At 66.5% G+C, this 22817-nt stretch carries 28 protein-coding genes; 11 read left to right on the forward strand and 17 right to left on the reverse strand.

Going from position 1 to position 22817, the window contains the following annotated elements; genetic code table 11:
* Positions 1-5 precede the first annotated feature (5 nt).
* The 8 genes from PHA81_RS09510 to PHA81_RS09545 all read right to left on the reverse strand — a co-directional run bounded on the left by PHA81_RS09510 (position 6) and on the right by PHA81_RS09545 (position 5301).
* The gene (locus PHA81_RS09510; RefSeq protein WP_273836598.1) at positions 6-1712 is read right to left on the reverse strand and encodes a bifunctional N(6)-L-threonylcarbamoyladenine synthase/serine/threonine protein kinase; all 1707 of its coding nucleotides are present in this window, start codon (positions 1710-1712) and stop codon (positions 6-8) included.
* Positions 1713-1738: 26 nt separating this feature from the next.
* Positions 1739-1873 (reverse strand): 30S ribosomal protein S27ae, encoded by a 135-nt coding sequence (locus PHA81_RS09515; protein ID WP_005040192.1) that lies wholly within the window; start codon positions 1871-1873, stop codon positions 1739-1741.
* Positions 1874-2197, reverse strand: coding sequence for a 30S ribosomal protein S24e (locus PHA81_RS09520; protein WP_005040194.1), 324 nt, complete (start codon positions 2195-2197; stop codon positions 1874-1876). It lies immediately after the preceding gene.
* A 98-nt stretch (positions 2198-2295) separates the two neighbouring features.
* On the reverse strand, positions 2296-3279 hold the full coding sequence (locus PHA81_RS09525) for an aldo/keto reductase (RefSeq protein WP_273836599.1): 984 nt from the start codon (positions 3277-3279) through the stop codon (positions 2296-2298).
* A gap of 74 nt (positions 3280-3353) precedes the next feature.
* The gene (locus tag PHA81_RS09530) at positions 3354-3833 is read right to left on the reverse strand and encodes a hypothetical protein (protein WP_273836600.1); all 480 of its coding nucleotides are present in this window, start codon (positions 3831-3833) and stop codon (positions 3354-3356) included.
* Between the two features lie 70 nt (positions 3834-3903).
* Entirely contained in the window at positions 3904-4527 is a 624-nt protein-coding gene (locus tag PHA81_RS09535; RefSeq protein ID WP_273836602.1) for a GTP-dependent dephospho-CoA kinase family protein, read from the reverse strand.
* A gap of 1 nt (position 4528) precedes the next feature.
* A complete protein-coding gene (gene spt4 / locus PHA81_RS09540) occupies positions 4529-4726 on the reverse strand; it encodes a transcription elongation factor subunit Spt4 (RefSeq protein ID WP_049909811.1) in 198 nt (65 codons plus the stop codon).
* Between the two features lie 2 nt (positions 4727-4728).
* Entirely contained in the window at positions 4729-5301 is a 573-nt protein-coding gene (locus tag PHA81_RS09545) for a DNA-directed RNA polymerase (RefSeq protein ID WP_005040208.1), read from the reverse strand.
* Positions 5302-5563: 262 nt separating this feature from the next.
* Here PHA81_RS09545 and PHA81_RS09550 point away from each other — a divergent pair, with 262 nt between their 5' ends.
* Complete coding sequence (locus PHA81_RS09550; RefSeq protein ID WP_005040210.1) at positions 5564-6838, forward strand: RNA-guided endonuclease TnpB family protein; 1275 nt, start codon at positions 5564-5566, stop codon at positions 6836-6838.
* Positions 6839-6886: 48 nt separating this feature from the next.
* Here the strand turns inward: PHA81_RS09550 and PHA81_RS09555 are convergent, their stop codons facing one another.
* Complete coding sequence (locus tag PHA81_RS09555) at positions 6887-7273, reverse strand: hypothetical protein (RefSeq protein WP_005040213.1); 387 nt, start codon at positions 7271-7273, stop codon at positions 6887-6889.
* The gene (locus tag PHA81_RS09560) at positions 7270-8499 is read right to left on the reverse strand and encodes a translation initiation factor IF-2 subunit gamma (protein WP_273836604.1); all 1230 of its coding nucleotides are present in this window, start codon (positions 8497-8499) and stop codon (positions 7270-7272) included. The genes PHA81_RS09555 and PHA81_RS09560 overlap by 4 nt, the downstream gene beginning before the upstream one ends.
* Positions 8500-8657: 158 nt before the next feature.
* Between PHA81_RS09560 and PHA81_RS09565 the strand changes: the two genes are divergently transcribed.
* Entirely contained in the window at positions 8658-9341 is a 684-nt protein-coding gene (locus PHA81_RS09565; protein ID WP_005040218.1) for a haloacid dehalogenase type II, read from the forward strand.
* Between the two features lie 39 nt (positions 9342-9380).
* Here PHA81_RS09565 and PHA81_RS09570 read toward each other — a convergent pair whose 3' ends face one another.
* Positions 9381-10157: a sulfite exporter TauE/SafE family protein gene (locus PHA81_RS09570; protein WP_273836605.1), complete on the reverse strand. Its 777-nt coding sequence runs from the start codon at positions 10155-10157 to the stop codon at positions 9381-9383.
* Positions 10158-10290: 133 nt separating this feature from the next.
* On the opposite strand from PHA81_RS09570, the gene PHA81_RS09575 reads away from it, so the two are divergent.
* The 3 genes from PHA81_RS09575 (at position 10291) to PHA81_RS09585 (ending at position 13566) form a co-directional block, all read left to right on the forward strand.
* A complete protein-coding gene (locus PHA81_RS09575; protein WP_273836713.1) occupies positions 10291-11259 on the forward strand; it encodes a DUF5787 family protein in 969 nt (322 codons plus the stop codon).
* Positions 11260-11400: 141 nt separating this feature from the next.
* A complete protein-coding gene (gene thsA, locus PHA81_RS09580; protein ID WP_273836714.1) occupies positions 11401-13086 on the forward strand; it encodes a thermosome subunit alpha in 1686 nt (561 codons plus the stop codon).
* Positions 13087-13221: 135 nt separating this feature from the next.
* Positions 13222-13566 (forward strand): hypothetical protein, encoded by a 345-nt coding sequence (locus PHA81_RS09585; RefSeq protein WP_273836606.1) that lies wholly within the window; start codon positions 13222-13224, stop codon positions 13564-13566.
* Here PHA81_RS09585 and lrp read toward each other — a convergent pair.
* Complete coding sequence (lrp, locus tag PHA81_RS09590) at positions 13563-14021, reverse strand: HTH-type transcriptional regulator Lrp (RefSeq protein ID WP_005040231.1); 459 nt, start codon at positions 14019-14021, stop codon at positions 13563-13565. The genes PHA81_RS09585 and lrp overlap by 4 nt on opposite strands.
* A gap of 126 nt (positions 14022-14147) precedes the next feature.
* Between lrp and glnA the strand changes: the two genes are divergently transcribed.
* Positions 14148-15518: a type I glutamate--ammonia ligase gene (gene glnA / locus PHA81_RS09595; RefSeq protein ID WP_273836607.1), complete on the forward strand. Its 1371-nt coding sequence runs from the start codon at positions 14148-14150 to the stop codon at positions 15516-15518.
* Between the two features lie 49 nt (positions 15519-15567).
* Here the strand turns inward: glnA and PHA81_RS09600 are convergent, their stop codons facing one another.
* The 4 genes from PHA81_RS09600 to PHA81_RS09615 form a co-directional block, all read right to left on the reverse strand.
* A complete protein-coding gene (locus PHA81_RS09600) occupies positions 15568-16014 on the reverse strand; it encodes a ribonuclease BN (protein WP_273836608.1) in 447 nt (148 codons plus the stop codon).
* The gene (locus tag PHA81_RS09605; protein ID WP_005040238.1) at positions 16011-16871 is read right to left on the reverse strand and encodes a YihY/virulence factor BrkB family protein; all 861 of its coding nucleotides are present in this window, start codon (positions 16869-16871) and stop codon (positions 16011-16013) included. The genes PHA81_RS09600 and PHA81_RS09605 overlap by 4 nt, the downstream gene beginning before the upstream one ends.
* A 94-nt stretch (positions 16872-16965) precedes the next feature.
* On the reverse strand, positions 16966-17802 hold the full coding sequence (locus tag PHA81_RS09610; RefSeq protein WP_273836609.1) for a YihY/virulence factor BrkB family protein: 837 nt from the start codon (positions 17800-17802) through the stop codon (positions 16966-16968).
* Between the two features lie 95 nt (positions 17803-17897).
* On the reverse strand, positions 17898-19013 hold the full coding sequence (locus PHA81_RS09615) for a tRNA (guanine(26)-N(2))-dimethyltransferase (RefSeq protein WP_273836610.1): 1116 nt from the start codon (positions 19011-19013) through the stop codon (positions 17898-17900).
* A 162-nt stretch (positions 19014-19175) separates the two neighbouring features.
* Here PHA81_RS09615 and PHA81_RS09620 point away from each other — a divergent pair, with 162 nt between their 5' ends.
* The 5 genes from PHA81_RS09620 to PHA81_RS09640 all read left to right on the forward strand — a co-directional run bounded on the left by PHA81_RS09620 (position 19176) and on the right by PHA81_RS09640 (position 21705).
* On the forward strand, positions 19176-19568 hold the full coding sequence (locus PHA81_RS09620; RefSeq protein WP_273836611.1) for a hypothetical protein: 393 nt from the start codon (positions 19176-19178) through the stop codon (positions 19566-19568).
* A 35-nt stretch (positions 19569-19603) separates the two neighbouring features.
* Complete coding sequence (locus PHA81_RS09625; RefSeq protein ID WP_273836612.1) at positions 19604-20545, forward strand: hypothetical protein; 942 nt, start codon at positions 19604-19606, stop codon at positions 20543-20545.
* Positions 20546-20617: 72 nt separating this feature from the next.
* Positions 20618-20965, forward strand: coding sequence for a hypothetical protein (locus PHA81_RS09630; RefSeq protein WP_273836613.1), 348 nt, complete (start codon positions 20618-20620; stop codon positions 20963-20965).
* Between the two features lie 39 nt (positions 20966-21004).
* Positions 21005-21517 (forward strand): metallophosphoesterase, encoded by a 513-nt coding sequence (locus PHA81_RS09635; RefSeq protein ID WP_273836614.1) that lies wholly within the window; start codon positions 21005-21007, stop codon positions 21515-21517.
* Positions 21518-21573: 56 nt separating this feature from the next.
* Positions 21574-21705, forward strand: coding sequence for a hypothetical protein (locus PHA81_RS09640; RefSeq protein ID WP_273836615.1), 132 nt, complete (start codon positions 21574-21576; stop codon positions 21703-21705).
* Positions 21706-21738: 33 nt separating this feature from the next.
* Here the strand turns inward: PHA81_RS09640 and ltaE are convergent, their stop codons facing one another.
* Positions 21739-22749 (reverse strand): low-specificity L-threonine aldolase, encoded by a 1011-nt coding sequence (gene ltaE / locus PHA81_RS09645; protein WP_273836616.1) that lies wholly within the window; start codon positions 22747-22749, stop codon positions 21739-21741.
* Positions 22750-22817 lie beyond the last annotated feature (68 nt).

A 22817-nucleotide genomic window follows, 5' to 3' on the forward strand; every position in this document is an offset into this window, starting at 1 on the left:
GTGATTTACTGGTATCTGCCCCGACCCTCGATCTCGCGGAGCCGATCGAGCACGTCGGGGCTCCCCACCTCCCCGTAGCCCTCCTCGAAGGCCGCCCGGAGCGGATCGGGCGCGGCCGCCGTCCCGTCGAGGCTCCGCTCGAACACGTGACAGTCCATCGCGTAGTCCTCGACGCTGTCGGTGTGATAGCCGAGTCCGAAGTCGATCAGGTAGGTCAGCCCCTCGTCCGTATTGCGGTCCCCTTCGTCCCCGTCGCCGGACGCCAACGGATCGCTCACCCGGACGTTCCGCGTCGTGGGATCGCCGTGGACGAACCCGGCGGCGTGAAGCGTTGCGAGATGGTCGGCCACCGTCCGTACTGCCCGCTCGCCGCGTGCGGTCGCGGCGGTTGCGGCAGTTGCATCGGAGTCGTCCTCGCTGGCTTCGACGATCTCACGCAGATCACACTCGCCAACGTGTTCCAGCGTCAACGCCGCTTCGTGAGTGTCGACATCGTGAACGACCGGCGTCGGCACGCCTTCGCGCCGCGCTGCGCTCGTGAGACGCGCTTCCTGAACGATCCGGTCGCGACGCAGCCGTTCGTCGAGCTCCGGATGACGGTAGGCTTTCGGATGGCGACGTTTCACCACGCGGTCGCCCGCGATCTCGACTGTGGCCTCGGCACCCTGGTACGCGTCCGCGCTCCCTATCTCGCGCGCCGCGTCGTTCCGGCGCTCCTCGATGGCCCCGCGTCCGCCGCGATCCTCACGCCACGTCACGGGAACCTCGTCGGGTCTGAATCCCGAATCCACTCGCGAGTCGGCGATCGCGATGGTGTCGCCCGCGGCAGCCATCTTCGCGCCGAGCACCGCGATCATCCCGGCGTTGTCCTGGAGAAAGCGTGCTTCGGGCGCGAAGAACTCCGCACCGCGCGCCTCGCACATCGCCGTCAGCATCTCTCGGAGTCGCGCGTTCTGGCCGACCCCTCCACCGAGGACGAGTTCGGACGAGCGCGTCAGCGAGAGCGCGCGTTCGGCGACCTCGGTCAGCATCCCGAACACGGTCTCTTGGAGCGAGAAACAGACGTCTTCGACGGGGGTTCCCTCATCGACGGCCGCCTTGGCTGCGCTCATGATCCCCGAGAAGGAGAAATCCATCCCGGTGACGACGTAGGGGAGATCGACGTACTCGCCCTCGGCCGCCGCGCGCTCGATCTTCGGTCCGCCGGGATGGGACCAGCCGACGTGGCGGGTGAATTTATCGAGCGCGTTGCCAACCCCCGTATCGGTGGTCTCGCCGAGGATCCGGTAGCGCCCGTTGGTGTAGCCGAGGACGTGGGCGTTCGCGCCGCTCGCGTTCAGACATACGGGAGAATCGAACCCGGATCGGTGTCGCCCGATCTCGGCGTGAGCGAGCATGTGGTTCACGCCAACGAGCGGTACGTCGAGCGAGCCGGCGAGCGCGCGAGCGGCCGTCCCGGCGATCCGGAGACACGGACCGAGCCCGGGCCCCCGCGAGAACGCGACCGCGTCGATCGGTTTTCCCTGTTCGTCGAGCGCCGTCTCGACCACGTCGGGAATCGCCTCGCGCATGTGCTCGGCGGCCTCGCGCGGGTGAATACCGCCGCTCTCCGGGAGGTAGGCGTCAGTCTCGATCGACACCTCGTCGGTCGCGGTGTCGTAGCACGCCGCGCTCGCGGCCCACGCGGTGCCCTCGATGCCGAGCACGCGCATCGTGTCCCTCGTTCACTCAGCCGGCGTCAGTCCCACTCGGTGTAGTCACACCGACCGCAGTGGAGCCGGTCGCCGTGCGAGCCGAGGAACGCGTCGCCACACCGGGGACACTGCTCGCGCTCGGTCGTGCCGTCGTCGTTGTAGATCTCGTAGCGCGTCATTCAGGCCTCACCCGCTTCCACGTCGGCCTCGTCGTCGCCGTCCTCGCCCGAGATCTTGTTGCGTTCGAGCATGTACTCCTGCTCGACGTCGTGGGCAGCCTCGGTCGACTCGTACACCTTCGCGTAGCCGAGCGTTTTCCGGAGCCCGAACTTGGTGTCGAGTTCGTGGATCACGACCTCGCCGGCGTCCTTGTTGAGCATCGCGGCGAGACTGTCCCGGACCGAGAGCCGCGACGGCGTGGCTTCGTCGTGGCTGACCTCGAAGCGGACGTCCGTCCGGTGGAGCATGGGGTTCTCCTCCTCGGCGGCGATTTCGATGTCCATTACGGCTACCTCACCCGGAAGCAGCAAAAAGGATTTCGAAGCCGCTCGCAGCCGTTCGCGCTTTCAGAAGTCCCCTCAATCGCCCCTCAATCGCCCCTTCACCACCGCTGGTGGACGTGTGGCGCGATTCGTTCCTCGTAGACATCCCGGACTGCGCCGTGGCGTTCGTGGCTCAGCGGGTCGGCCGCGGCGGCCGCGACGTTCTCCGCGATGTGGTCCGGTGCGGTCGAGCCGGGGATCACCGTCGAGACTGCATCGAAATCGAGGATCCACCGGAGCGCGAACTGCGCCAGCGTCAGCTCTTCTGGTACTATCCGCCGGAGTTCCTCGACGGCCGCGACGCCCGGTTCGAGCGGGACGCCCGCGAACGTCTCGCCGACGTCGAACGCCTCGCCGTCGCGGTTGAAGTTCCGGTGGTCGTTTGCGGGGAACTCGTCGTCGGCGTCGATGGTTCCGGTCAAGAGTCCCGAGGCCAGCGGCACGCGCACGATGATCCCCACGTCCGCCCGGTCGGCCGCGTCGAACAGCCGCTCGACCGGGCGCTGGCGGAACGGGTTGCAGATCACCTGGATCGTCTCGACGCCGGGGTACTCGATCGCCTTCAGCCCCTCCTCGACTCGTTCGACGCTGACGCCGTAGCCCGCGATCCGGTTCTCGTCGGCGAGCGTGTCGAGCGCCTCGAACGTCGCCGGCCGATAGTACGCGTCGGTCGGCGGGCAGTGGAGCTGGAGGAGATCGAGCGTGTCGACCCCGAGGTTCTCACGGCTGCGATCCACGAATTCTCGAAGGTTGTCCTCGGTGTAGCTCGCGGCCTCGTGGGGATCGAGCCGGCGGCCCGCCTTCGTCGCCACGATCGGGTCCTCGGGTCGGTCGGCGAGCACTTCACGAATGAGGCGCTCGCTCCGGCCGTCGCCGTAGACGTCGGCGGTGTCGACGAACGTCACGCCCTCGTCGATCGCCGCGTCGATCGCGGCGCGGCCCTCGTCCTCGGAGACGTCGCCCCAGTCGCCGCCGACGTTCCACGTCCCGAGCCCCACTTCGGAAACGCCGTACCCCATCGAACCGAGCTCTCGTTCGTCCATCGATCCCCGATCCGGCCGTGGCGGGTGTAGATGTGTCGGTTGTTTCCGTCACCACGAAACCCGGTGTGACGTCCTCAATTCGGGGCTGAGGCCGTACTCTCGCCGAACACTCCGACGAGCCAGGCCGCGAGCGCGAGGAAGACCAGCCCCACTGCGCCGGTGATGAGAACGGGGTCCAACTGGGTGGAGCCGAAGAGGACGAACAGCGCGAACACGAGCGACAGGACGCCGACCACGGCGAGCGCACCGGCCACGCCCGACTGCCACGCGGGACGCCCGCGGTCGCCCGTCGTCTCCCGAACACCGGTGACGACGGCTGCTCCCACCAGCCCGAGCCCGACGAAATACAGCCCGAACACCAGATCGAAGTTCGACTGTACGGGTCCGAGAACCCCTTCGAGCATGTCGAACCCCACGATGATGAGATAGCCCGGAATCTGGAGCGGCTGGAACTGAACACCGAAGGCCAACCCGTACAGACCGACGATGACCGCGTCCCGATCACGGCGTCGCGGGCGAACGACCCCACACGAGTGTTGGCCATAGCTAAACACACTCGAACGGATGGTATAATTGTTCTGACGACGACAGATCACGACCCACTACCGAACGACTGCTCGCCGCTCAGTCGCTCGGCTCGACGCCGAGCGCGCTCCACACCTGGTCGTGCTCGCCGTCCATCTGTGCGAGCAGGTCGCGTGCCCGCTCGCTCGACGCGTCGTCGACCGGGACGTGGACCATCCCTTCACCAGGCTGGCCGTAGACCACGCTCGCGCCCGTCGGAGCCGCCACGAGCGCCGGAAGCGTGACCAGATCCTCCTCGCCGTCGACCACGATCACGGTGGTTCCGTCACGTTCGACGCCTTCTCGGAGCGCAGTCAGGAGGTCGCCGGTGAGCACCGCTGCAGGGTTCGTCACGTCGACCCGGATGTCGTAGCCCTCGATCTCGGGCCGCTCGGCCGCCGGGAGCGTTTCGCGCTCGGTCACCCAGTCGACGACCGCGAGATCGGGGCGTGCGCCCGCATCGGTGAGGTGGCGGGTCACGACGTCGCCGACCGCCACGACCGGCGTGCCGAGCTCTCCGCGCAACTGGTCGGGATCGGTGTAGACCGGCCCCATCGGGTCCTTGAACGCCGCGCGTAGCTCGTCGGGCAGCGTGAGAATGGCGTCCGCTGCGGGCTCCGGGTTGTCACGCTCGTCGCTCGAATCCAGTGAGTCGTCGGTTCCGCCGTCGCCGTCCGCCGGCACGTTACCGGACCTTCAGTGCGTAGCGGCCCGGTTCGGTGACCTGCATCTCTTCTGCGATCTGGCTGGTCTCGGGGTGGGTGATCACCACGTAGCCCGCCCAGTCCTCGGTGAGACTCGACGAGCCACACGCGGGACAGGTCTGCTGGTCGGGCGAGTCGAGCACCCGGTGGCACTCGCGGCATACGCGTCTGTCGGACATACTCACTCACCCGCCGCGGGTGCGCGCTTCTCGCGGAGCCAGCCGTGTTTGCCCAGTCCGACCTGCTTCGCGGTCAGCCCGATCTTCGAGTCGCGCGGGTTGCGCTCGTCGATGCTCTTGGTCACGATCCGGGCGCGGACCGCGTCGCCCACCCCCAAGGTTTGGTCCGACTCTCGGGAAGCGAGCTGCTGGTTCTCCTCGTCGAAGGCGAGGTACTCGTCGCTGATCTGGGAGACGTGGAGCAGGCCGTCGATGGGGCCGATCCCGACGAACGCCCCGAAGTTCACGATCTCGACGACCTCGCCGTCGACGACCTCCTGCATCTGGGGGTCGAACGTGACCGCGTCGAACGTCGCCTCGTAGTAGACCGAGCCCTCGTGGCCGCGCCGGCCCGGCAGCACGCGGCCGTCGCCGATGTCCTGGACGTCGATCACGCTGACGACGCTGCCCACGTCCTCGTCGAGCCGGCCTTCGAGCTTGTCCTGAAGCAGTTGTTTCACCAGCGCCGGCGAAACGTCGCCGAGCAGGGGTGGCGGTACCTCGATCGTGTCCGTGAGTTCGACTCGTTTGTACATGGAGTTCGGTTTCTACTAATAGACTCTTCCTGCTTCTCGGGCAGATTTCACATCAACTATCGGACTTTGCTGCATTAGGATACCGGAGTATGGCCCCGACCTCTGAAATGGCTATCGTTTCAAGCCCGGCTGGACTCCCCCGCTGCTCCCATTCCGGGAACCATAGCGGCTCCGTGAGAGGCTGATCGGATATTATTCGTTAGCGACAGTACGATATATTTATACTAATAGACCTTCTAATCAGGTTTGGAGATATATTTCGATGCGAACCGTCCGAACATTCGAGGCGTCCGTTCCGAACCACCAACAGGTTCGTGACGACCTCGACAAACTCGGGCACGCCGCGTCGAAGCTCTGGAACGTCGGTCGCTACTACGCACAGGGTGTGTGGGACGAAACGGGCGAGATTCCCGATGACGGGGAACTCAAACGCGAACTCAAGAGCCACGAACGCTACACGGATCTTCATTCTCAGTCCAGTCAGCGCGTTCTCGAAGAACTCGCTGAAGCGTTCAACGGCTGGTTCACAAAGCGTCGGAACGGCGATAGTCATGCCCGACCGCCCGGCTACCGCAAACGCGGCGATTCGCACCCACGCTCCACGGTGTCGTTCAAAGCGGCTGGCTTCAAACACGACGCACAGTACCAGCGCGTTCGCCTCTCGAAAGGCCGCAACCTCAAAGAACACCGCTCGGACTTCGTGCTTTGCGAGTACGAAACGCGCCCGGACGTGGATCTAACCGAGTGGGACATCCAGCAGGTTCGGGTCGTCCACAAGCGCGGCGAGTGGCGGCTTCAGTTCGTCTGCCGAACGACGATTGATCCCGACGCGCCGGGCGACCGCACGGCAGGCGTGGACCTCGGAATCAGCAACATCGCTGCCGTGTCGTTCGGTGATGAAACGTTGCTGTTCCCCGGCGGATGGCTCAAAGAGTCCAAGCACTACTACAAGCGCGTCGAGTACGGATGCGAAGGCGAGAACGGTCTTTCACACCGTGCTCGAAACGCGAAGCGCACGCTCAAGGACCGACGCCGTCACTTCCATCACGTCCTCTCAAAACGCATCGTCGCCGAATGCGTTGAGCGTAACGTCGGTCGACTCATGATCGGCGACCTCGGCGGTATCCGTTCCGAAGACGACGGCTCCGGCCGGGACTGGGGCCGTCACGGGAACAAGCGCCTCCACGGGTGGGGCTTCGACCTGCTCACGACGATGCTCGCATACAAGGGCGAAGCCGCCGGTATCGATGTGGTCGTGGACTCCGAACGAGACACATCGAAAACCTGCTCGGTATGCAGTTACAAGAACGGCAACCAGCGTGTCGAACGCGGGCTGTACCACTGCCAGCAGTGTGGTCGGACAGCGAACGCTGACGCGAACGGTGCGGAGAACATCAGACAAACGCTACTCCCGAATCCGGACGCATTTGACCGTCTAGATAGGGATAACGGCTGTTTGGCACAGCCAGCAGTATGTTCGTTCGATGCGACGGATGGTCAGTTCCTTCCACAAGAGCGGGCGCGCTGCGAATCTTAATATCCCAACGGCGGTCGGGATTCCCATGCCTTCAGGCGTGGGAGGATGTCAAGGCTCCGTGATCGCAAGCGTATCCGTCCCCCGCAGCCCGACGACCGGCACGCCGATGTCGAGTATTCGGTCGCGCAGCGGGCGGTCGTTCGTCAACACCAGATCGCAGGCTCGTCCTTCCGCGAGTTCCACACACGCATCGTCCGCATCCGCGGCCTCGTGATCGATCGTCCGGCAGCGATCGCGCGCGAGATCGGCCCCGACGCTCGCCGCGACCCCCGCCGCACCGCGCCCGCCCGCGAGCCCGTCGAGTTCGTCGAGGACCGCGCGCGGCACGAGCCGGTCGTGGGGGCCGAGCACGCGATCGAGCTCCTCGAACACTCGCACGTTGGATTCGACCGGCATCATCAGCCCGTTCGCGTCCATGAGTACCTTCGGGTTCATCCCCTAAGCGTGCCGATGCCGATCAGCCGCCACCGCGTGCCGACCCGGCGGTTGATCGCGATCTGAGTCCCGTCGGCCGCACACACCGGCCGCTTCAGCTGGACCTCACACTCGTCGTCGCGCGCGCTCGTCACCGACCCCACAGTCGTCGCCGTCCCCACCGTGAGCATCAACGGTTCGCCCGTCGAGATCGGCTCGATCGCGTCGCCCTCGCCGACGATCCGGTCGAGGAGTTCGACGTCCATCGTGAACCTCTCGCGAGTCGGCGGGAGCGACCCCGGCGGCCCGGCAATCTGGCCCGCGAGCCCGTCGCTCTTGGTGAGGCTCGGATCGAGCCCCGTCCCGACGCCGAGCAGCCCGCCAGGCGTCACGGTGTCGGCGGACTCGCCGCCGGCCTGGAGCGAGCGGACGTCGGTGGTGATCGGCTGCCACTCGGCCTCGCCGCCGTGTTCGACCTCGCGGCCCGGCCGGAGCTCGATCTCGTCGTCCACGTCGAGCTCGCCCGCAACGAGGCTGCCGCCGAGCACGCCCCCGAGCAGCTCGTTGGCGCGCGTGCCTGGCTTGTTGATGTCGAAGCTCCGGGCGACGTGCAGCCGAGGGTCGGCCCCGGGATCGCGTTCCGGTGTGGGAATTTCCTCTTCGATCGCCTCGATCAGGAGATCGAGGTTGGCTTCCTGGCCCGCGCTGATCGGAACGACCGGCGCGTCCTCCGCGACCGTTCCCTCGACGAACGATGCGATCTCCTCGTAGTTCTGGCGCGCGCGGTCACTATCGACGAGATCGATCTTGTTCTGGGCGATCACGACGTTCTCGATCCCGATCGAGTCGAGCGCCATCAGGTGCTCCTCGGTCTGTGCTTGGGGCACGGTCTCGGTCGCGCTCACCACGAGCACCGCACCGTCCATCAGCGACGCGCCCGAGAGCATGGTCGCCATCAGCGTCTCGTGGCCTGGCGCGTCGACGAACGAAACAGTACGAAGAGGTTCGCTTTCGGAGCCGTCGGGACAGGTCTCGTCGACGGTGTAACACTCGGGGGCGTCCACGTCCGGACACCGCCGGAAGGTGGCGTCGGCGTAGCCGAGCCGAATCGAGATCCCGCGCTTCATCTCCTCGGAGTGCTGGTCGGTCCACGAGCCACTCAGCGCCTCGACCAGCGTCGTCTTGCCGTGGTCGACGTGGCCCACCAGGCCGATGTTCACCTCCGGGTGTCGGTCGTTCCGTGTCATGTAGTAATACGGTCCATTAGCCCCGAACCGTTCATAAGCCTGCTGTTCCGCGGACGATCCCCAGTCGAATCCGGCTCGATCGCCATCTCGACCACCGGAACCCCACACTCGGTGCACGCTCGGGGAGGGTTGAAGACCGATCGGCCGCATCCCCGAGTATGGCCTTCGATCCAGACCGAGTCTCGACCATCACCTTCGACTCGTACAGCACCATCGTCGACGTCGACGCGGTGGAGGCCGCCCTCGCCGCCCACGTCGACGATCCCGAACCTGTCTCGCGACTCTGGCGCGCGCGCTCGCTCGAATACACGTTCGTCGCCAACCAGACCGACGCCTACCAGCCGTTCTACGCCATGAACCGCGACGCCCTCGAACATTCCCTCGCCGCCCACGGCGTCGATCTCACTGAGGAGGAACGCGAGGCGATCCTCGAAACCTACCACGACCTCGATGTGTTCGATGACGTGCGCGACGGGATCGAACGCCTCAGAGAGGGTGGCTACGACTGCTACGTGGTTTCGAACGGCAACCCCGCAATGCTCGACTCGATGGTCGAGGGGGCCGAGATCGGCGACCTGCTCGAAGACACCATCAGCGCCGACGAGATCCGGACGTTCAAACCCGATTCCGAAATCTACCGCCACGCCGCCGGGAGAACCGGGACGCCGATCGACGAGATCGCCCACGTCTCGGCCGGCTGGTTCGACGTTCAGGGCGCGATGCACGCCGGCATGCAGGGCGTCTGGGTCGATCGGAAGGGATCGCCATGGGACTCCTTCGACGGCGACCCGGACTGCACGATCGAGACGTTCCACGATCTCGCCGACGAACTCGGAGTTTGAGGTCGAAGCTCGTTCCGAGGGAGTCACTGAGCGGCTCGGTCACAGCGCGAGATACGGCGCGACGACGAGGAGTACGCCGCCGAGCGCCACCTTCAGCCGGGCGGGATCGACCCGGTGGGCGACGCGCCACCCGACGGCGACGCCGGCGAGCAGCGGGACGCCGATGAGCGCGACGAGTCCGAACGACACCGCACCCTGGACGAGGTAGCCGAGCGCGGCGAAGGTGGCGATGACCACGGCCTGGGCCTGCGCGACCGCGACCGCGAACAGCATCGGGACGCCGAGCACGACGAGCGCCGGCACCGCGATGACCGGTCCGCCGACGCCGAGCAGGCCGCTGAACGTGCCGAGGGCGAACCCGAGCACGGCGTAGCCGATCGACCCCCGCGCTGTCTCGGGATCGATCGATCGCATCGTGCCGAGATCCCGGTGCTCGCGGTAGATGATGAGCAGCCCTGCCGTGCCGGCGAGCGCGCCGAGCAGCAGGCCGAACAGGTCGCGCGAGACGAACCCGTTCAGCCACGCGCCGAACAGCGCACCGCCGACGCTCCCGCCGCAGAGCAACCCGGTCAGCCGCAGGTTCTCGCCGGAAAGCTCGCCCGAGCGGACGTACGCGACCGTCCCGAGTAGCCCGGTGGCGATGAACGCCACTTGTACGGTGCCGGCGATGACGTCCGAACCCACCGGCGTGAGCGCGTACAGCGCGATGGTGACGAAGATGCCGCCGGGACCGATCGTGGTGATTCCGATGCCGGAGACGAAGGCGATCCCGACCAGCGCGGCCGCCACCCCGAACGACAGCGCGAGGTCGATCATCCTATCCCCATCTGGGTTCGACCGCCGGCACGGACGTTCGTACTCGTCACGGAGTGGTAGTCGAGAACCCCGAAGCATGAATGTCGTGATCGACGGCGCGACGCTTTTCCTGCTCGCAGCCCGAACACCGAACGTGCGCGAGTTCGCGTTCGAGCTGGCGCTGTGTGCCCACCTCGAAGCCGGGTTCGACGGGATCGTGAGCCGTCAGCTCGGCGCGAGCACGGGAGGAAACCGAGTGATCGACGTCGCCTGCATCGAGCCGGGCCCCGGCTTCGACGATCGCGCTCGGATCACGCCCGAAACGATCCCCGATACCGCCATCGAGAGCCGTGTCGGCGCTGGCGAGGCACGCTACTGGAAGGACTGCTTCGACTGCCATCCCGACCACGCGCGGAGCGTGACCGATCGTGCGATCGAGATCGGCTTCTTCGAGTCCGAGCGCCGTGGCGGCCGGGAGTACGTCCGCCAGGTCGCGCGCTACCCCGAGGACTGGTTCGGGCGGATCGTCGGGATCGAGAACAAGCCCGATCTGGGTACGCCGGGCGACCTCGAAAACCAGCTCCGGACCGACGCGAGTCTCGGGCTGTTCGATACGGCGATCCTCGCGACCGCCTCTCACGTCACCGGCGCGCACCTGAATCGCATCCCCGAGGAGATCGGCGTCTGGCGGTTCGATCCCGAAACCGAAACCCGCGAGGTCGTCCGCGAACCGACGCCGCTCGCGCCCGCGGAACCGGGAATCGAACCCCTCGACCGCGGCGCGACGAAGACCGACGTTCGCGTGGTGTCCGTGGCTGAAAAGGCTCGTACCCGCCGTCGGCTCGCCGAGCGCGCCTACGGGAAGGGCTGGCGAACCTACGAGTTCCCGCCGTGCGAAAAGATCGAACCTCGCGCGTACGCGGGCACGAACGAACTCCCGTTCTGCCGCTGGAAGGGTCGATTCGTCCACCCGGCGGCCGAGTGTGGGATCTCCTGTCCGGGCCACGATCCCGACGACCCGCCGGACGTGGACCTCGAAAGCGAACGCGACCGCCGATCGCCGTGGGTCCGCGAGCCCGACGGGCAGCGCCGTCGCCAGGCGGGACTCGATCGGTTCGGCTAACCCCTGTGTTCGGTATATAAACGAACGTTTGTCACCCGCTATCACGCGGCTACAAACACCCGCGTGTGCCGATCCATCAGAACCGTTCCAACAGACTTATATAGAACTCCATTCAATCGGTAGGTGACTATGGCTCAGCAGATGGGCAACCAGCCCCTTATCGTGCTCTCGGACGACTCACAGCGAACGTCCGGGAAGGACGCACAGTCGATGAACATCACGGCGGGCCAGGCGGTCGCCGAGGCCGTCCGCACCACACTCGGCCCGAAAGGAATGGACAAGATGCTCGTCTCCGATGCGGGCGACGTCGTGGTCACGAACGACGGCGTGACCATCCTGAAGGAGATGGACATCGAGCACCCGGCGGCGAACATGATCGTCGAGGTCGCCGAAACTCAGGAGGACGAGGTCGGCGACGGCACCACGACCGCAGTCGTCGAGGCCGGTGAACTCCTCGAAGAGGCCGAGGAGCTCCTCGATCAGGACATCCACGCCACCACGCTCGCGCAGGGCTACCGAGAGGCCGCCGAGGAAGCCAAATCGATCCTCGAAGACGTCGCGATCGATGTCGACGCCGAGGACACCGAGACGCTCCAGCAGATCGCCGCGACCGCGATGACGGGCAAGGGCGCGGAGAGTGCCCGCGACCTGCTCGCGGAGATCGTCGTCGACGCCGTGACCGCGGTCAGCGACGACGAGGGTGTCGACACCGACAACGTGAAAGTCGAGAAGGCGGTCGGCGGAAGCGTCGACGAGTCCGAGCTGGTCGAGGGCGTCATCATCGACAAGGAGCGCGTCCACGACAACATGCCGTACTTCAAGGAGGACGCCGATGTCGCGCTTCTCGATAGCGCGATCGAGGTCAAGGAGACCGAGATCGACGCCGAAGTCAACGTCACCGATCCCGATCAGCTTCAGCAGTTCCTCGACCAGGAAGAGGAACAGCTCCAGGAGATGGTCGACCAGCTCACCGAGGTCGGCGCTGACGTCGTGTTCTGTCAGAACGGCATCGACGACATGGCCCAGCACTACCTCGCCGAGAACGGCATCCTCGCCGTTCGACGGGCCAAATCCAGCGACATGAGCCGGCTCGCCCGCGCGACGGGCGGCCGCGTCGTCTCGAACCTCGACGACATCACCGCGGACGATCTCGGCTACGCCGGATCGGTCGCGGAACGCGACATCGCGGGCGACCAGCGCATCTTCGTCGAGGAAGTCGAGGACGCCAAAGCGGTCACGCTCATCCTCCGCGGCGGCACCGAGCACGTCGTCGACGAGGTCGAGCGCGCCATCGACGACTCGCTGGGCGTCGTCCGGACGACCCTCGAAGACGGCAAGGTGCTGCCCGGCGGCGGCGCACCCGAGACCGAGCTCTCGCTCGGCCTGCGCGACCACGCCGACAGCGTGGGCGGCCGCGAGCAGCTCGCCGTCGAGGCCTTTGCGGACGCGATCGACGTCATCCCGCGCACGCTCGCGGAGAACGCCGGCCTCGACCCGATCGACTCGCTGGTGGATCTCCGTTCGAAACACGACGGCGGCGAGACCACTACCGGCCTCGACGCCTACACCGGTGAGGTCGTCGACATGGAGGAGGAAGGCGTCGTCGAGCCCCTCCGCGTCAAGACCCAGGCGATCGAGTCCGCCACCGAGGCGGCCGTGATGATCCTCCGAATCGACGACGTGATCGCCGCGGGCGATCTCAAGGGCGGCCAGACCGGCGGCGACGACGACGGCGGCCCGCCCGCTGGCGGCCCCGGCGGCGGCATGGGCGGTATGGGTGGCATGGGCGGCATGGGCGGTATGGGTGGCATGGGCGGCATGATGTAAGCCCGGTCAGGTCACACATCCACTCACACCACTCGTCAGCACCGCCTCGTCCGAACGACACCGAATTTTTGCGCGTCGCTCCGCGTTGTCGTCACTAGCCAGTGACTACTTCCGTGTGTGGCCCCCTGTCTTTTCGTGCAGTTCCGTTCCTCGGAGACCGAACGCGACGCCGACTACGCCGCACTGGTCGTCGGTATGGTGTTCGTCTGGGGGGTCTGTGACGGCGTCTCGACGCTGCTGGCCGCGTCGCTCGTCGGGGTGGAGTTCGAGACGAACCCGATCGTTCGGGCGTTGCTCTCGACGCCGGCGCTCGCGCTCGGCGTCAAACTCGCCGCGGCAGTGCTCGCGGGACTCGTCGCGCTCGCCGGCGAGCGGTTCGTCCGCACCGTTCCGGGCTGGCGATGGTTCTTCTTCGTCTTGATCGGCCTCGGAACGGTCGTCACCGGGCTGAACCTCGGCGTCGCGATCGGAGCGCTCTAACCCTCGACGTCGAGTTCGAACTGCTCGTGCTCGCTCACCGAATTGAGCACGACGTTGGTGTTCGACTCACGGATGTCGGCGTCGGCGAGCAGCGTCTTGATCGCGTCGTTCATGTCGTCGGTGTCCTCGAACTTCCCGATCGCGACGACGTCGTGATCGCCGGTGACCTCGTACACCGAGATCATCTGGTCGTGCTCGCGGAGCCGGTCGGTGATGTCGGGCAGCGCGCTGCCGTCGACCTTGAGCTGGATCACGGCAGTGACGTCGTAGCCGAGCGCGTTGTAATCAACCGTCGGCGAGTATCCTCGGATGACGCCCTCGTCTTCGAGATCAGCGAGGTGGTTCGACACCGTCGTCACCGAGACGTCGAGATCGTCGGCGAGACTCCGAAGGCTGGCACGACCGTCGCCCAACAGCGCGTTCACGAGTTCCGTATCGAGGTTTTCGTACGTCATCACACTCCGGTACCGATTCGGGGGAGTAAAACTTTACGAATATCCATTTCCAGTCCGTAACTCAATATTTGCGACGAAGGGTAGTGTTTTTGTATTCGCGGGTCTCCCACCGAGTAGGCACGAAGCATGACAAACGAAACTCCGGTTGACGGCAATCTCTCGACCGACGCCCGCCGCGTTCTCGAACGCATCGACGAGCACAACGTCGACTTCCTCCGGCTCCAGTTTACCGACATCCTCGGCACGGTGAAAAACGTCTCCGTCCCCGCCTCTCAGGCCGAGAAGGCGTTCACCGAGGGCATCTACTTCGACGGCTCCTCGATCGAGGGGTTCGTCCGGATCCAGGAGTCCGACATGCGGCTCACGCCAGATCCCTCGACGTTCGCAATCCTGCCGTGGCGTGACCGCGACGACGGCACCGCGAGCGCACGCCTGATCTGCGACGTGATGAACACCTCGACGGGCGAACCGTTCGCCGGCGATCCACGTGGGGTGCTCCAGCGTGTGCTCGATCGCGCCGAAGGGATGGGCTACGAAGTCAACGCCGCGCCCGAACCCGAGTTCTTCCTGTTCGAACACGACGAGGAGGGCGGCGCGACCACGAAGACCAACGACGCCGGTGGCTACTTCGATCTCGCGCCGAAGGACCTCGCGAGCGACGTCCGCCGCGACATCATCTACGGGCTGGAGGAGATGGGCTTCGAGATCGAGGCCTCCCACCACGAGGTCGCCCAGGGCCAACACGAGATCAACTTCACCTACGACGACGCGCTCACGACCGCGGACAACGTCGCCACCTTTCGGTCGGTGGTCCGGGCGATCGCGGCCCAGCACGACCTCCACGCCACGTTCATGCCCAAACCCATCGCGCGCGTCAACGGGTCTGGGATGCACACTCACCTTTCGCTGTTCGACGACGGTGAGAACGTCTTCCACGACGGGGCCGACGAGTTCGATTTGAGCGAGATCGCTAAACAGTTCGTCGCGGGCATCCTCGATCACGCGCCCGCCGTCACCGCGATCTGCAACCCCACGATCAACAGCTATAAACGCCTGGTTCCGGGGTACGAGGCTCCCGTCTACGTTGCGTGGTCGGATCGCAATCGCTCGGCGCTGGTTCGCAAACCCGCCGCGCGCACGCCGGCGGCCTCCCGGATCGAGCTTCGCTCGCCCGATCCCTCCTGTAACCCGTATCTCGCACTCGCAGTGATGATCGCCGCCGGGATCGACGGGATCGAACGCGAACTCGACGCCCCCGATCCCGTTCGTGAGAACATCTACGAGTTCGACGAGCAGCGCCGCGCGGAGTACGGGATCGACACCCTGCCGACGACGCTGGCCGAGTCGATCGACGCGCTCGAAGCCGACGAGGTCGTGCTTGACGCGCTCGGCAACCACGCCGCCGAGACGTTCGTCGCGGCGAAACGCGAGGAAGTCACCGACTACCGGGTGTCGGTCAGCGAGTGGGAGAAAGACCGCTACCTCGAAACGTTCTGAGCTGCGATCCTCTCGACCAGCGCTCGACGACTCCTGTTTTCTTTCCGATCTACGATCGCAGTCCGCTGACCCAGTCCCGGAACCGCCCGGGCAGGCCGAGCGCGCCGCCGATCAGGCCGACGACCACCATCACCACGTAGAGGCCGAGCGTCGAGAGCCAGACCACGATCATCGCGAGGATCGCCCATCCACCGTTGAGAAGCGCGAACGCGCCGATCGTCATCGCAGTACCGTAGAGCAGGACGAGATACGGGCCCCAGCCCCGGGCGTGGCCGCGGCGTTGGCGCTTGCGGACGTAGCCTTTGAGATCGCTTTCGAGCGTGTCGCGTTTGATGATCCGGTCTTCGACCTCGTCGGCGAACGCCACCACGTCGGCCCGCAGCGTCTCGACGTCCTCGACGGTCGCGGTTTCGGTCCGGTCGTCATCGACCCGTTCGTCGAAGTCCTCCTCTTCTCGGACCGGATCGCCGACGTCGTCGGTTGCCTCGTCGCTCATGCCTGGCCTCCCGACCGCAGCCGCGCTGCAAGCCCACCGCCGCTCGACCCTTCGTGGCCCGCGATCCGCCCGGCGAGGAGGGCGTTCAACACGACCCCCAGCAGGAGCACCATCCCGGCGAAATACAGCACCGTCACCAGCAACAACACTCCGCCGAGAACGCCGTAGGCCTCGAACGCACTGGCCCGCGCAGCGTAGACTCGGAACACGATCTGGAGGACGGTGAAACCGATGGCGGCGAGCGCCGCTCCAGGCACCGCCTCGCGGAGCGTCACGTCGCCACCGGGAAGGAAATAGTAGAGCGGCAACAAGACGGCCACGAGCGCGAGCAGCGTCGCGAGCGTCCCGACGACCGCGACCGCGGAGACGCCGGCAACGGTGGCTTCGACCGGCCAGAACGACACTGCGACGCCGATCCCGACCGCGACGATCGCCCCGAGGATCACCGCGGCCAGCGTGATGACGCCGTTTTTGACCTGCGCGGCGATTCCGCCGGATTCGCGGCCGTACACCCGAGAGAATGCGGTGTCGAGTCCGCGGAACAGTTTGAGCGCGCTCCAGAGCAGCGCAACCAGGCTAACGGCCGTCGCCCCGCCCGCGCCGTCCTGGTTGCTGACGGCTCCCTCCACGAGCTCCTGCGCGCTCGCCGGCAGCGAGCTCGTCGCCCCGCTCACGATCTCGTTTGCCGTCGACTGATCGACGGCGACCGACACCGTGACGAGCAGGAGCAACAGCAGGGGAATCAGCGAGACGAACGCGTAGTACGCGATGCTCGCCGCGATGAACGTGATCTCTTTTTCCTGTACCTCCCCGACGAACGCTCGGCCGAAGGAGGTCGCGCGCGCGCTGGTACTCACGACCGCGCTTTCGACCGAGGCGTATATATAATCGGCGGGAACCCACGTCCCGCGAGCCCCGCGTCGCGGCCGCGACGCCGCTCGCGGCCCGACGCTATCGCGCCGGCAGCCACTCGGTATCGGGATCGACCCGTCCGACGAGGCTCGCGTTGAGCGCCGCCCCCACCAGCAGCGCGAGACCGCCGATGTACAGCCAGGTAAGTACGAGCAACAGACCGCCGACGGCACCGTAGAGAGCGACGCTGCTCGACGCGGTGGCGTACAGCCGAACCACCACGCCCGATACCGTCCACGCGAGCGCGGCGAACAGGGTTCCGGGAAGGATCTCGCGGATCGAGACGCCGTCGACCTCGGGGAGGACGTAGAACATCGGGAGGAAGGCGACGGTCAGGGTGGCGAACAGGAGAAGCGGACTCAGCAGTCGGAGCACGGAGCCGTTCTCGACGACGACTGCGAACGCGAGGCTGATCCCGGCAAGCGCTGCGGCCGCGGCCGTCACCGTCACGAGCACGAGCGTCGCGTCTCTCACCTTCCCCGTGAGCGAAACCGTCCCGCGCTCGTCGTAGACTGCTGCGAACGCCCCGTCGAGCGCACCGAACATCCGAAGCCCGCTCCACGCGAGGATGACGGCTCCGAGCGCCGCAGCCCGGACCCGGCCGCTGGTCTGGGTCAGGAGCTGTCGCGGTACCGACGTCCCGCTCGGAAGTACCGTCCCCGATGCCGCCGTACTCGCTTGGGAGAGGAGACCGTTGCCGAACAGCGAGAGCGCGATCACGGCGAAGAGCACGAGCGGGACCAGGGCGAGGAACAGGTAGTACGCGAGGCTCGCCGCCAGCAGCGTGATCTGCTCCTCGCGGGCCACCGCGACGACCGTCCGCGCCACCGGCTCCATCCCCTCGAACCGCCGGAGCGCGCGTTTGCGAACTCCCACGCGGCCGGATTCCGTCCCCGACGACAAGTAGTTCACCCTTGCACCGCCCCCGAGCGACAGCGAGACCTGACCCGGCCGAGTCGGATCCGATCCGATCAGTCCGAGTCGCCGTCCGGATCGGTCGCGGTCTCGATCTCCGCCACGCTCGCGTCGGTCTTGAACGTCGTCCCGCCGTAGTGGGTGCGCGAGGCCGCAAAGCCCGTACCGCGGAGTCGATCGAGGAACTCGTCCATCGCACGCGCCGAGCGGCCCCACTCCCGGCAGAGCCGGTGCTGGTCGTAGTGAGTCGGACTATCGAGTTCGCCATCGAGCGTGTCGAGGAGGTCGCGGGCGCGGTCGGCGGTGCCCAGCTCGTCAGTGAGCCGTTCGTGGACGTCCCCGATGAACTCGCGGTCGTGGGGCTGACCGAGCCAGAGCGGGCCTGCGGTCCGGACGGTTCCGCCACAGGCTGGGCATTCGTCCGGCGGACGAGCGGTGAGGCCCGTTTCGGACTCGCGGTGGAGACACGAAAAGCAGTGGTGGACGTGCCCCAGCGATTCGAGCGCGACGTTCGCGTCGCTCGCGCGCCGGGAGAAGTCGAGATACGTCCGGACGTAGTGACTCGTGGCGTGACTCAGGACGGGAATGGCGGCGACGTCGTACCGCGCGGCAGTTCTGACGAGCGCTCCCAGCAGCACGCGGAGCCCCATTTCGGCGTGGTACTCGGTGTTCTGCGGGACGGCGCTGTACGACCGGATGCCGCTTTCCTTGTGTGCGCCACACAGCGGCGCGGTGTCGGTCGCGGTGACACACAGGAGGTGGCGCGTACTCTGGACGGCGGCGTCGACGAAGGGGATCGGCGTGCCGAACGGGTCGAGATCGACCACGTCGAAGCGCTCCTCGTGCATGAGGGCGTTCGCGTTCCGGGTTTCGACCGTACCGTCGAGATCGTTCCGATCAAGGTTCGTCCGGCAGAGTTCGGTCGCGTCGGGGTCCCGATCACACAGCGTCGCGTCGTAGTCCTCGTTCGCCGCGCGCACGCCCCGCACGCCGGTCGCGGCATGCGCGTCGAGATATGATTCGCGGTCCTCGCGGTCGCGGGCGGTCCGGAGCACGGCGACGGTGAGGTCCCGATTCAACTCCTGGTCGGGATTGAAGAAGACGTCGTCGCCGATCCCCGCGTCGGGCTGTTCGGGGACGCGAACGGAGAGGCCCCCCTCCGAAACCTGCATGACGGGGCTGGGTCGCCGAACGCGAAAAGCGACCCGTTCTTCGCCGACTCGGTGTGACCCGATCGTGGTCGCGTTCGTCGGCCCGTCTTTTCGGTCGGTGTGCCCCGCGACCGGCACACGCCACCAGAGAGACTAAGAACCGAACCGCCGTCGGTGGGGGCAGTGGCCGAGCGATACCGGCTCCGACTGCTCGCCGCGCTCGTCGTCGTGGTCTCGGCGAGCAGTGGCTGTCTCGCACTCGACCCGCGAGTGAGCCTCGATACGGCCGACTCGGCCGTCTTCGAGAGCGCCTCGACGTCGGGATCGTGGGCGGCTGGCCAGGTCGCGACGAACGTCACCTTCACGTCGAACGCCACGACGAGTGCGGGCGTGACTCGGCTGAACGTGATCGCCGACGGGCAGACGTTCGATACGGCGGTCCTCGACAGCGGCCAGTCGAGCGCGACGATTCTCCTCCCGACCAACGGGACCGCAACGGTCGTCGCGGCCAACACGGTCAACGGAACGACGGTCGAGACGAGAAACGCCACGATAACCGGCGAGTCGGTGGTTTGAACGGTGCAAACTCCTCCCTCGAACCGAGCCAATCCATGAACACGGCAAAGAAGTGGTTTCTGATCGACGGCAATCGGCTGCTCGTTTCCGGTCTGTTCGTTCTCGGAGCCTTTCTCGTGACGTTCTGGCTCGTCAGCGCCGATCTCATCACGTTCGAACCAGCGAGCGCGGTCAAATCGCTGTTCGCGAGCGGGATCGTCTCCGGCGTGTTCTCGCTCATCACGATCACGCTCACGGTGAATCAGATGATCCTCTCGCGGGTGTTCGGCACGATCGACGGGCTGGCCGACCGGATCGACGGCTCGCTCGACTTCCGGCACACGGTCGAGGACATCGCGGGGGTTCCGTCGAGCCCGAACCAGCCCGACGAGTTCCTCGTGCTCATCGGCGAGACGATCTCCGAACGAGCCAGCGCGTTCGAGGACGAATGTGAGGAGTTCGATGGCGAGTCACGCGAGGAGATCGACGAGTATCTCGCCGACATCCGCGCGTACGCCGACCGTGTCGAGGACGTCGAAGGAACAGAGGACACCCTCGAAATCGTTTCGACGCTGTTGGGTCCCGCTTACGCCCAGAACCTGACCGCGACCGATCGCCTGCTCCGGAAATACGACGGAGAGCTTCCCGACCCTGCACGGGACGAGCTCGAAGCGATCCTCGAACTCGTCAAGTCGGTCGCGGTGGCACGCCAGTTCTTCAAGACGATCGCGATCCAGCAGGACCTCGCCCAGCTCTCGCGACTGTTGGCGTACTTCGGCGTTCCCGTCCTGCTGGGGACCTTCTTCGTGACCACGATCTACACGACGACTCCGACGACGACGGTCGCACAGCCGCTGTTGCCCGTCGTCGTCAGCCTCGGCGTCGCGGTCGTGTTCGTCCCGCTCGCGATCCTCCTCAGCTACATCCTCCGGGCCGCCTCGGTGGCTCGCTACACGATTTCGGTCGGGCCGTTCGTCCCACCCGAAGAGCGTCTCTGAATCGCTCGACTGGGACACCACTGCCGCCCGACCATCGAACGTGTTTTGACCGATCCGCCCGAACGGACGGCCGTGACGGCGACCGAGGAGTGGCGAGCGGCGCTCGCCGAGACGGGCGAACTCGACTCGGACGTGACCGAGCGCATCATCCGCGCCCACGGCGACCGAGGCGTGCGCGCGATCGAGGCGGTCGCCGAGCGCCGCGTGAAGCAGTACCGTGATTTTACCGTCGTCGTGGGTCACACCGAGGAGTACGTCGTCGAGGACGGCGGCTGCACCTGCAAGGATTCGGCGTACAATCTCGATGCTGACGACCCCGACCAGGCGTGCTGGCACGCCCTCGCGGTCGCGATCGCCCGCCGAATCGACGCGCTCGACCACCACGACATGTGGTACGCCGAGGTTCGCGAATTCCTCTGATTGCGGACGATTTTTGCTCTCCGACGCGTAGCTTCGGTCGTGATCGTCGCCCTCGCCGACACCCACGGAACGGACGCCCACCGCCTCGACGACCACCTTCTCGAAGCCGTCCGTGCGGCCGATCTCGTGGTTCACGCCGGCGATCTCACCACCGAAGCCGTTCTCGACGCGTTCGAGACCGAATGTCGGGAGTTCGTCGCCGTCCACGGCAACAACGCCACGCCGACGGTCCGCGATCGCCTGCCCACAGAGTGCGTCGTCGAACACGAGGGCGTTCGGATCGCGCTCACCCACGGTGACGACCGCGACGAAACGGGGCTGAGCCTGTTCGGCCGCGAGGAACGGGCCGACCTCGTGATCTCGGGCCATTCACATCGACCCAGGATCGTCGACACGGGCGAATGCACGCTCCTCAATCCGGGGAGCCACGCCGATCCGCGATGGAACCGTCCCGGCTACGCCGAACTCGCGCACGACGCCGAACCCCGTTTCGACGGCCGACTCCGCGATCCCGACGGAACTGTCTTCGAGGAGTTCCGGATCTCGGTGTAGCCCGATCCGCCCCGACCGCCCGAAACGGCTTTAGGCCGGCGTCGGTATCGTCTCACATGGTCTTTGGCATCGACCCGGTGCTCCTCGGGCTTCTCGCGGCCATCCTGCTCGTCGTCTTCGCCGCCTATCTGTTGCTCCGACGCACTGCGACCGCGTTCCGCGAGGGCAGCAGACGCGGCCGGCGGTAGCCGACGCGACGAACGCTGCCACCGAACGCCTTCTCAGGCCATCGCCCGACGAACGTCCTCGACGGCGCGCTCGACGTCCGATCGGTCGATGTCGAGGTGAGTACAAAACCGGACGACGTGCTCGCCGAACGCCGTTCCCTGCACTCCTTCGTCGGCGACTCGTTCGAGGAACGCCTCGGCGGTCGGCTCGGTCTCGACCAGGACGATGTTGGTTTCGGGCGACTGGACAGCGAGCCCATCGATGTCGTCGAGCCCCTCGGCGAGCACTGCGGCGTTTTCGTGATCCTCGGCCAGACGGTCGACGTTCGAGAGGGCTTCGAGGCCGGGCGCAGCGATGATCCCCGCCTGGCGCATCCCGCCGCCGAACAGCTTCCGGTGACGGCGGGCGCGCTCGATGAACGCTTCGCTCCCCGCGAGCATCGAGCCGACGGGTGCGCCGAGCCCCTTCGAGAGACAGAACATCACCGAATCCACTTCCCGAACGACCCGGCTCGCGTCCACGTCGTGGGCGACTGCGGCGTTGAACACCCGCGCACCGTCGACGTGAACGGGGATGTCGAGCTCGTGCGCCGCGTCGGCCGCGGCGTCGATCTCCTCGGGAGCGATCGCGACGCCGCCCTTGCTGTTGTGGGTGTTTTCGAGACAGAGCAGCCCTGTCCCGGGTCGGTGGGTGTCCTCCTCGACGTACCCCTCGTGGATGTCGCTTGGCGTGATCGTCCCACGTGACCCGCCGTCGACGGTACGGGGCTGGAGCCCCGAGAGCTGGGCGAGCCCGCCGACCTCCCACTTGTAGACGTGGCTCTCACGCTCGCAGAGCAGTTCCTCGCCCCGGTCGGTGTGGGTGCGCGCCGCGACCTGATTGCCCATCGTCCCGGTCGGCACGTAGAGGGCAGCCTCCATCCCGACTGCCGCCGCGGCCTCGGCTTCGAGTTCGTTTACGGTCGGGTCCTCGCGGTAGACGTCATCGCCGACGTCGGCTTCGCTTGCGGCCACGCGCATTTCGTCGCTGGGATGGGTGACGGTGTCGCTCCGGAGATCGATCATGCCGCCCGTAGCGTCCCGACGGTGAAATACGCTGTCGGTGGGCGAATCGTTTGCCTCGACTCCGATCC

Source organism: Halococcus sp. PRR34, assembly GCF_028617175.1.
Classification (GTDB): Archaea; Halobacteriota; Halobacteria; order Halobacteriales; family Halococcaceae; genus Halococcus; species Halococcus salifodinae.

Bases quoted from the DNA above. Each gene is read 5' to 3' on its own strand.
- PHA81_RS09510 (WP_273836598.1), bottom strand. From the start codon at position 1,712: ATGCGCGTGCTCGGCATCGAGGGCACCGCGTGGGCCGCGAGCGCGGCG.
- PHA81_RS09515 (WP_005040192.1), bottom strand. From the start codon at position 1,873: ATGACGCGCTACGAGATCTACAACGACGACGGCACGACCGAGCGCGAG.
- PHA81_RS09520 (WP_005040194.1), bottom strand. From the start codon at position 2,197: ATGGACATCGAAATCGCCGCCGAGGAGGAGAACCCCATGCTCCACCGG.
- PHA81_RS09525 (WP_273836599.1), bottom strand. From the start codon at position 3,279: ATGGACGAACGAGAGCTCGGTTCGATGGGGTACGGCGTTTCCGAAGTG.
- spt4 (WP_049909811.1), bottom strand. From the start codon at position 4,726: ATGTCCGACAGACGCGTATGCCGCGAGTGCCACCGGGTGCTCGACTCG.
- PHA81_RS09545 (WP_005040208.1), bottom strand. From the start codon at position 5,301: ATGTACAAACGAGTCGAACTCACGGACACGATCGAGGTACCGCCACCC.
- PHA81_RS09550 (WP_005040210.1), top strand. From the start codon at position 5,564: ATGCGAACCGTCCGAACATTCGAGGCGTCCGTTCCGAACCACCAACAG.
- PHA81_RS09555 (WP_005040213.1), bottom strand. From the start codon at position 7,273: ATGAACCCGAAGGTACTCATGGACGCGAACGGGCTGATGATGCCGGTC.
- PHA81_RS09560 (WP_273836604.1), bottom strand. From the start codon at position 8,499: ATGACACGGAACGACCGACACCCGGAGGTGAACATCGGCCTGGTGGGC.
- PHA81_RS09565 (WP_005040218.1), top strand. From the start codon at position 8,658: ATGGCCTTCGATCCAGACCGAGTCTCGACCATCACCTTCGACTCGTAC.
- PHA81_RS09570 (WP_273836605.1), bottom strand. From the start codon at position 10,157: ATGATCGACCTCGCGCTGTCGTTCGGGGTGGCGGCCGCGCTGGTCGGG.
- thsA (WP_273836714.1), top strand. From the start codon at position 11,401: ATGGGCAACCAGCCCCTTATCGTGCTCTCGGACGACTCACAGCGAACG.
- lrp (WP_005040231.1), bottom strand. From the start codon at position 14,021: ATGACGTACGAAAACCTCGATACGGAACTCGTGAACGCGCTGTTGGGC.
- glnA (WP_273836607.1), top strand. From the start codon at position 14,148: ATGACAAACGAAACTCCGGTTGACGGCAATCTCTCGACCGACGCCCGC.
- PHA81_RS09600 (WP_273836608.1), bottom strand. From the start codon at position 16,014: ATGAGCGACGAGGCAACCGACGACGTCGGCGATCCGGTCCGAGAAGAG.
- PHA81_RS09615 (WP_273836610.1), bottom strand. From the start codon at position 19,013: ATGCAGGTTTCGGAGGGGGGCCTCTCCGTTCGCGTCCCCGAACAGCCC.
- PHA81_RS09625 (WP_273836612.1), top strand. From the start codon at position 19,604: ATGAACACGGCAAAGAAGTGGTTTCTGATCGACGGCAATCGGCTGCTC.
- PHA81_RS09640 (WP_273836615.1), top strand. From the start codon at position 21,574: ATGGTCTTTGGCATCGACCCGGTGCTCCTCGGGCTTCTCGCGGCCATC.
- ltaE (WP_273836616.1), bottom strand. From the start codon at position 22,749: ATGATCGATCTCCGGAGCGACACCGTCACCCATCCCAGCGACGAAATG.